Raw genomic sequence first — 7,497 nt, 5'->3', positions numbered from 1 at the left:
GCAGCACGTCACGGGACCCGGACGGGTCCCGCACGAACGTCACGACTCAAGAGGAACGGACACGACTGATGGCGAACTACTCGCTCGCAGACATCAAGGCGCTGCGCGAGAAGACCGGTGCCGGAATGATGGACGTCAAGAAGGCGCTCGAGGAGGCCGAGGGCGACTCCGAGAAGGCGCTCGAGATCATCCGGGTCAAGGGCCTCAAGGGCGTCGGCAAGCGTGAGGGCCGCGCGGCCTCGGACGGCCTGGTCGTCGCTCACGTGGGCCCGACGGCCGACGGCGAGGGTCAGACCGGCGTGCTGGTCGAGATCAACTCGGAGACCGACTTCGTCGCCAAGAGCCCGAACTTCGTGGCGCTCGCCGCCCGCGTGCTCTCGGCCGCCGTGGACTCCCCGGCCCGCGACGCGGACGCGCTTCTCGCCACGGACGTCGACGGCTCCAGCGTGCAGACGATCGTCGACGAGACCGCCGCCACCCTGGGTGAGCGCGTGGTCGTGCGTCGCCTGGCCCGCGTGGCCGGCGAGCACGTCGAGGTCTACCTGCACAAGGTCAGCAAGGACCTGCCCCCGCAGGTCGGCGTGCTCGTCGCCACCGACGCGGCCGGCGCCGGCGTGGCCCGCGACATCGCGACGCACATCGCGGCGTTCTCGCCCACGTACCTGACGCGCGAGGACGTCTCGGCCGAGGTCGTCGCCAACGAGCGCCACATCGCCGAGGAGACGGCCCGCAACGAGGGCAAGCCCGAGGCTGCGCTGCCGAAGATCATCGAGGGCCGCCTGAACGGCTTCTTCAAGGAGAACGTCCTGCTCGAGCAGGCGTTCGCCAAGGACAACAAGAAGACGGTCGCGCAGGTCCTCGCCGAGGCCGGCGGCACGCTGACGGGCTTCGTCCGTTACCGCGTGGGAGCCTGACCCTCAAGGAATCGACGGTGGCCCCGGCCCTGCGGGGTCGGGGCCACTGTCGCAGCCAGAACGACCCAACTCTCGTGGAGGCGCAGTGACCCAGGACGTCGAGTCGACACGCGGGGCTGTGCCGGAGCGGCGCGTGCTGCTCAAGCTCTCGGGCGAGACGTTCGGCGGCGGTGACGTGGGCCTCGCGGCCGACGTCGTGCAGCGCGTGGCGGCCGAGATCGCGGTCGCCGTCCGGGCCGGGGTGCAGGTGGCGATCGTGGTCGGTGGCGGCAACTTCTTCCGCGGCGCCGAGCTGTCGCAGCGGGGCCTCGACCGGGCCCGCGCCGACTACATGGGCATGCTCGGCACGGTGATGAACTGCCTGGCGCTCCAGGACTTCCTCGAGCAGGCCGGCGTGAGCACGCGCGTGCAGACCGCGATCGCGATGGGCCAGGTGGCGGAGCCGTACATCCCGCTGCGGGCCATCCGGCACCTCGAGAAGGGCCGCGTCGTGATCTTCGGCGCGGGCGCCGGCATGCCGTACTTCTCGACGGACACCGTGAGCGTGCAGCGCGCCCTCGAGACCCACTGCCACGAGGTGCTCATGGGGAAGAACGGCGTGGACGGCGTGTACTCGGCCGACCCGCGCACCGACCCCGACGCCGTGAAGCTGGACCACCTGACCTACACCGACGCCCTGGTCAACGACCTCGGCGTCATGGACGGCTCGGCCCTGAGCCTGTGCCGCGACAACGACGTGCGCATGCGCGTGTTCGGTCTCGAGGAGGCCGGCAACGTCACGCGCGCGCTGCAGGGTGAGAAGATCGGCACGCTGATCACCGCCAGCTGATCGGCGCTGTGCTCGGCCCTGGACCACACGACATGACGAAGGAGCTCCGGTGATCGACGAGACCCTCTTCGAGGCTGAAGAGAAGATGGACAAGGCCGTCGAGGTCGCCAAGGAGGACTTCTCGACGATCCGGACCGGTCGGGCCAACGCCGCGATGTTCTCCAAGGTGTTCGTCGACTACTACGGCAGCCCGACGCCGCTGCAGCAGCTGGCGTCCTTCAACGTCACCGAGGCGCGCACCATCCTCGTCTCGCCGTTCGACAAGTCGTCGACCACGGCCATCGAGAAGGCCCTGCGCGACTCCGACCTGGGCGTGAACCCGACGAACGACGGCAACGTCATCCGCATCGTGCTGCCCACCCTCACGCAGGAGCGTCGCAAGGACTTCGTCAAGCTCGCCCGCACCAAGGCGGAGGACGCGCGCATCTCGGTGCGCAACGTGCGTCGTCGTGCCAAGGAGGAGCTGGACCGCATCGTCAAGGACGGCGAGGCCGGCGAGGACGAGGTCGGCCGCGCGGAGAAGGAGCTCGAGTCCCTCACGAAGAAGCACGTGGACCTGATCGACCACCTGCTCTCTTCCAAGGAGAACGAGCTCCTCGAGGTCTGATGAGTCAGACAGCCATCGCCGCCACCCGGACCCCCCGCCCCGGTCGTGACCTGCCGGTCGCGATCGTCGTCGGCGTCGCCATGCTCGTGGCGGTGGTCGCGTCGCTGTTCATCCGCAAGGAGGCGTTCGCGGTCGTCGCGGTGCTGTGCGTGTGCGCGGGCCTCTGGGAGCTGGCGCAGGCGTTCACCCGGCGCGCCATCCACCTGCCGCTGCTCCCGCTCCTGGTCGGCGCGATCGGCATCCTCGTCTCCGCGTACACGGCCGGCCCGGAGGCGCTGTTCGTCGCGTTCATGCTGACGGTCGGCGGCGTCGTCGTCTGGCGCGTGCTCGACGGGAGCGGACAACCGGCCCTGCGCGACGCCACCGCGGGCGCGTTCGCCGCGGCCTACCTGCCGTTCCTCGGCGGGTTCGTCATGCTGCTGCTCGCGGAGCCCGACGGGGCCTCGCGCGTGATGCTCTTCATCCTCCTGTGCGTCGGCAGCGACGTGGGCGGGTACACGGTCGGCGTGCTCCTCGGCCGCCACCCGCTCGCGCCGTCCGTCAGCCCGAAGAAGACCTGGGAGGGGCTGGCCGGCTCGATCGTGCTGGCGTGCGTGGTCGGCGTGGTGGGCGTGCAGGTGGCCTTCGGCGGGGAGCCGCTGGTCGGGGTGTTCCTCGGCCTCGCGACGGTCGTCACCGCCACGCTGGGCGACCTGGCCGAGTCCCTGCTCAAGCGCGACCTGGAGCTCAAGGACATGGGGCGGCTGGTGCCGGGCCACGGCGGCCTCCTCGACCGCCTCGACTCGCTCCTGCTCACCGCCCCGGCCGTGTACGTCGTGCTCACGGTCCTCCAGCCCGCCTGACCTCGTCTCACCCGCAGCCCTATCCGAGAGGGGGTACCCGGCATGACCGGTACACCCGTCCGCCTCGACCTGTCCTCGCCCAGCCGGGGACCGCGGGGCAAGCCGCCCCGGCACTTCGTCGACCTCACGCCCGAGCAGCGCGTCGAGGCGGTGACCGACCTGGGCGAGAAGCCGTTCCGCGCCAAGCAGCTGGCGACGCACTACTTCACGCACCTCACCAACGACCCCGCGCTGATGACCGACCTGCCCAAGGCGACGCGCGACAAGCTGGTCGACGGGCTCTTCCCGCAGCTGCTCACGGCCCACCGGACGCAGACCGCCGACCAGGGCACCACGGTCAAGACGCTCTGGCACCTGTTCGACGGCGCCAAGGTCGAGTCGGTGCTCATGCGGTACGCCAACCGCACCACGCTGTGCGTCTCCAGCCAGGCGGGCTGCGGGCTCGCGTGCTCGTTCTGCGCCACCGGCCAGCTCGGTCTGACGCGCAACCTGTCGACCGCGGAGATCGTCGAGCAGGTGCGCGCGGCCGCCCGGTCGCTGGCCGACGGCGAGGTGCCGGGCGGCCCGACGCGGCTGTCCAACGTCGTCTTCATGGGCATGGGCGAGCCGCTGGCCAACTACAAGTCGGTCATGGAGACGGTCCGCCGGCTGGTGGCCCCTGCGCCGGACGGCCTGGGCATGTCGGCCCGCAACGTCACCGTGTCGACGGTCGGCCTCGTGCCGGCCATGGACAAGCTGGCCAAGGAGGGCATCCCCGTCACGCTGGCGCTCTCGCTGCACGCGCCCGACGACGAGCTCCGCAGCGAGCTCGTGCCGGTGAACACGCGGTGGAGCGTCGACGAGGCGATCGACTCCGCGCACCGCTACTTCGAGGTGACCGGCCGGCGCGTCTCCATCGAGTACGCGCTGATCCGGGACATCAACGACCACGCGTGGCGGGCCGACCTGCTGGGCGAGAAGCTCAACGCCCGCGGGCGCGGCTGGGTGCACTGCAACCCGATCCCGCTGAACCCGACGCCGGGCTCGAAGTGGACGGCGAGCGATCCCCGGGTCGAGCGGGAGTTCGTGGCACGCTTGCGTGCGCACGGGATCCCGACCACGATCCGGGACACCCGTGGCAGTGAGATCGACGGTGCCTGCGGCCAGCTCGCAGCGGAGGAGGACGAGTGAGCGACGGGATGTTCCGGACCGTCTCGGGCCTGAAGCAGGGGTACGACCCGGACGAGGTCGACGACTTCTTCGCCCACGCCCGGGCCGTCTACGAGCAGGGCCCCGCCGGCGGTCTGGCCAGCAAGGACGTGCGCGGCGTGGCGTTCGACATGGTGCGCGGCGGGTACGTCACCGCGGCGGTCGACGCGGCCCTGGACCGGCTCGAGGCCGCGTTCGTGGCCCGGTCGCGCGCGGAGTACATCGCGACGCAGGGCCAGCAGGCGTGGATGAACCGCCTGAGCGAGCAGGCGCGGACGCTCTACGGTCGGCTGGGCCGGCCGGACGGCGACCGGTTCGCCGCCCCGGACGGGCGGCACCAGGGCTACGAGCCCGCCGACGTCGACGAGCTGTGCCAGCGGCTGGTCGCGTACTTCGACAAGGGCACGCCGCTGTCGGCCGCCGAGGTGCGCTCCGCGACGTTCCGCCGCCGCAAGGGCCGCAACGCCTACGCCGAGGGGCCGGTCGACGCGTTCCTCGCGCGCGCGGTCGAGGTGCTGCTCGGCGTCGAGTGAGGCAGGCCGCGCCCCCGAGGGGGCCCGGCCCAGGGTCAGCCGTCCTCGCGCTTGAACGTCCGCGCGCCGAACCAGAGGCCGACGCCGGCGAGCACGAGCGTGAGCGCCGAGCCCCACAGCGCGGTGGGGCTGCCGATGTCGCCGTCGAACTGGGCGCGGATGCCCGAGACCACGTGCTTGATCGGGTTGAGGTTCGACAGCGTGTTGAGCCACGCGGGTGCCGAGGCGGCGGTGATCGGCAGCAGGATCCCTGACAGCAGCAGCAGCGGCAGGGCGACGCCGTTCATCAACGGGGCCAGGGCGTCCTCGCTCTTGAGCGTGAGGGCCACGGCGTAGGAGGCCGACGCGAACGCGGCCGCGAGCAGCGCCGCGGTGACGATGCCGAGCACGATGCCCCAGAACGGCGCCTCGAGCCCGAACAGGAACGCCACGGACACGAGCACCACGCCCTGGACCGCGACGACGATGACGTCGCGCAGCACGCGGCCGAGCACGAGCGCCGAGCGGGGTGCCGGGCTGACGCGCTCGGCTTCGATGACGCCGTCCCGCCACTCGCCGATGAGCCCGAAACCGACGAAGAGCGCGCCGAACATGCCGAGCTGCACGAGCAGGCCGGGCACGAACAGCTGGTACGCGTTCGTCGCGCCGAGCGACGGGGCGAGAGGCTCGAGCAGGGGACCGAACAGGGACAGGTAGAGCACCGGCTGCAGCAGGCCCATGACGGACCACACCGGGTTGCGCAGCGAGATCCGCATGGCGCGCCGGAAGACCGTGAGGGTGTCGCGGACGAACGTGGTCCGGCCGCTCTGCTCGTCGGTGAACGTGGGGGTCGTGGCGGTGGCGGTCATGCTGCAGCTCCGTCCGTGGAGGCCTGGGGGCTCTCGCCGTCCCGCAGGGAGCGGCCGGTCAGGGTGAGGAAGACGTCGTCGAGCGTCGGTCGGCGCAGCTCGACGCCGTCGAGCTCCAGGCCCTCCGCGTCGAGCGAGCGCAGCAGGCCGGTGAGCAGGGTGCGGCCCTGCGGCACCCGGACCTCGACGAGCGAGCCGTCGACGGTCGGCGTGTCCGCGCCGGGCAGCTGGGCGGCGACGGCGGCGATGCGGGCGACGTCGGCGGGCTGCGACGCGCTGAGCAGGACCGCGTCGCCGCTCACGCTCTGCTTGAGCTCCTCGGGGGAGCCCTGGGCCACGATCGTGCCGTGGTCGATGACGAGGATGCGGTCGCACAGGGCGTCGGCCTCGTCGAGGTAGTGGGTGGTGAGGAACACCGTGCTGCCGCGCTCGTCGCGCAGGCCGCGCACGTGGGTCCAGAGGTTCGCGCGGGCCTGCGGGTCCAGGCCCGTGGTCGGCTCGTCGAGGAACACGAGCCGCGGGGTGTGGATCAGCCCCATGGCGATGTCGAGCCGGCGGCGCTGGCCGCCCGAGAGCGACGAGCACTTGCGGTCCCAGAGTCCGTCGAGCTCGAGCTGGTCGAACAGCTCCCGGCCGCGGGCGGCCGCCGCCGTGCGCTCGACGCCGTAGAGCAGCGCGTGGTCGATGACCTCCTCGCCGGCGCGGGCCTCGCCCGACGTGGAGCCGGACTGCGCGACGTAGCCGATGCGGCGGCGGACGGTGCCGGGGTCGCGGCGCAGGTCGGCGCCGGCGACGGTCGCCTCGCCGCGCGTCGGGCGCAGCAGCGTGGTGAGCATGCGCAGGGTGGTCGTCTTGCCGGCGCCGTTGGGGCCGAGGAAGCCGACGATCTCGCCGGCGTCGACGTCGAGGTCCACGCCGCGCACGGCGTCGACGTCCCCACGACGGGTCTTGTAGGTGCGGGCCAGGCCGCGGGCATGGATCATGCGGGGTCTCCTTCGGGTGGAGACCCCAGTATTCAAGATGATCTATTACTCGTCAACCTTGACTATTACGTGTCTGCCGATTCCATCGCGACGACCACCCCCGGTCCGACGCCCGCGACACGGGCGATCTCGACCTGCTCGGGGGTCGGCGTCCACAGCGGCGGCTCTCCCTGGAACGCGTACGCACCGGCGCGGACCCGGTCGAGGTAACCGTGCGCCCACTCGAGCTCTCCGCGGGTCCGGGCCGTGATCAGCCGCGGCACCTCGCTGGCCGTGTCGGGCGTGTCCTTGGCCTCGAGGATCTCCTCGATCTGCGTGGCCAGCTCGGCCACGAGGTCCTCGAGCAGGCGGACCCGGGTCTCGACGGCCCGGACCACCTCGTCCCGGGGGAGGGCGAACGCCATGTTGACGGCGGTGAGGAAGAGCGTCGGGTCGTCGGTGGTCAGCAGGCCGGTGCGCACCAGGGAGAGGAACTCGTCCTCGCCGGCCGCGGTGAGCCGGTACGTCGTCCGGGGCGGGCGGGGGCCGTCCGCCACCACGCCGACCTCCTCGAGCAGGCCGGCCCGGGCCAGGGACTTCAGCGCGTTGTAGATCGATCCCGGGTGCACGTGGGCCCAGCGGTCGACCTCCCAGCTGACCAGCTCGCGCCGCAGGAAGTAGCCGTGCACCGGTTGGAAGATCCGCACGCAGCCGAGCACGAGCAGGCGGGTCGAGGAGCCCTGGGGGGTCGTCGGAGCGGGCATGCGGCGATCC

At 71.8% G+C, this 7,497-nt stretch carries 9 protein-coding genes; 6 read left to right on the top strand and 3 right to left on the bottom strand.

Annotation, left to right across the window (positions count from 1 at the left end; all coding sequences use genetic code 11):
- Positions 1-68 precede the first annotated feature (68 nt).
- From tsf to AB5970_RS17635, 6 genes are all read left to right on the top strand, one after another.
- On the top strand, positions 69-914 hold the full coding sequence (gene tsf, locus AB5970_RS17660; protein WP_370505252.1) for a translation elongation factor Ts: 846 nt from the start codon (positions 69-71) through the stop codon (positions 912-914).
- An 85-nt stretch (positions 915-999) separates the two neighbouring features.
- Entirely contained in the window at positions 1,000-1,743 is a 744-nt protein-coding gene (gene pyrH / locus AB5970_RS17655) for a UMP kinase (RefSeq protein WP_370505251.1), read from the top strand.
- A gap of 49 nt (positions 1,744-1,792) precedes the next feature.
- Positions 1,793-2,350 carry a ribosome recycling factor gene (gene frr / locus AB5970_RS17650; RefSeq protein ID WP_370505250.1) on the top strand — a complete coding sequence of 186 codons (558 nt, stop codon included), beginning with the start codon at positions 1,793-1,795 and terminating at the stop codon, positions 2,348-2,350.
- A complete protein-coding gene (locus AB5970_RS17645; RefSeq protein ID WP_370505249.1) occupies positions 2,350-3,192 on the top strand; it encodes a phosphatidate cytidylyltransferase in 843 nt (280 codons plus the stop codon). Before frr ends, AB5970_RS17645 begins: the two co-directional genes overlap by 1 nt.
- Positions 3,193-3,234: 42 nt before the next feature.
- Positions 3,235-4,362, top strand: a complete 1,128-nt coding sequence (rlmN, locus tag AB5970_RS17640; protein WP_370505248.1) for a 23S rRNA (adenine(2503)-C(2))-methyltransferase RlmN — start codon at positions 3,235-3,237, stop codon at positions 4,360-4,362.
- Complete coding sequence (locus tag AB5970_RS17635; protein WP_370505247.1) at positions 4,359-4,913, top strand: DivIVA domain-containing protein; 555 nt, start codon at positions 4,359-4,361, stop codon at positions 4,911-4,913. The genes rlmN and AB5970_RS17635 overlap by 4 nt, the downstream gene beginning before the upstream one ends.
- 35 nt (positions 4,914-4,948) lie before the next feature.
- On the opposite strand, the gene AB5970_RS17630 is transcribed toward AB5970_RS17635, so the two are convergent.
- The 3 genes from AB5970_RS17630 to AB5970_RS17620 form a co-directional block, all read right to left on the bottom strand.
- Positions 4,949-5,761 (bottom strand): ABC transporter permease, encoded by an 813-nt coding sequence (locus tag AB5970_RS17630; RefSeq protein WP_370505246.1) that lies wholly within the window; start codon positions 5,759-5,761, stop codon positions 4,949-4,951.
- The gene (locus tag AB5970_RS17625; protein WP_370505245.1) at positions 5,758-6,744 is read right to left on the bottom strand and encodes an ATP-binding cassette domain-containing protein; all 987 of its coding nucleotides are present in this window, start codon (positions 6,742-6,744) and stop codon (positions 5,758-5,760) included. Before AB5970_RS17625 ends, AB5970_RS17630 begins: the two co-directional genes overlap by 4 nt.
- Before the next feature lie 65 nt (positions 6,745-6,809).
- Entirely contained in the window at positions 6,810-7,487 is a 678-nt protein-coding gene (locus AB5970_RS17620) for a PadR family transcriptional regulator (RefSeq protein WP_370505244.1), read from the bottom strand.
- Positions 7,488-7,497 lie beyond the last annotated feature (10 nt).

Source organism: Cellulomonas sp. ICMP 17802, from assembly GCF_041295535.1.
Lineage (GTDB): Bacteria > Actinomycetota > Actinomycetes > Actinomycetales > Cellulomonadaceae > Cellulomonas.
This window is presented reverse-complemented; position numbering and strand designations above follow the sequence as displayed.

Bases quoted from the DNA above. Each gene is read 5' to 3' on its own strand.
- tsf (WP_370505252.1), top strand. From the start codon at position 69: ATGGCGAACTACTCGCTCGCAGACATCAAGGCGCTGCGCGAGAAGACC.
- AB5970_RS17645 (WP_370505249.1), top strand. From the start codon at position 2,350: ATGAGTCAGACAGCCATCGCCGCCACCCGGACCCCCCGCCCCGGTCGT.
- rlmN (WP_370505248.1), top strand. From the start codon at position 3,235: ATGACCGGTACACCCGTCCGCCTCGACCTGTCCTCGCCCAGCCGGGGA.
- AB5970_RS17630 (WP_370505246.1), bottom strand. From the start codon at position 5,761: ATGACCGCCACCGCCACGACCCCCACGTTCACCGACGAGCAGAGCGGC.
- AB5970_RS17625 (WP_370505245.1), bottom strand. From the start codon at position 6,744: ATGATCCATGCCCGCGGCCTGGCCCGCACCTACAAGACCCGTCGTGGG.
- AB5970_RS17620 (WP_370505244.1), bottom strand. From the start codon at position 7,487: ATGCCCGCTCCGACGACCCCCCAGGGCTCCTCGACCCGCCTGCTCGTG.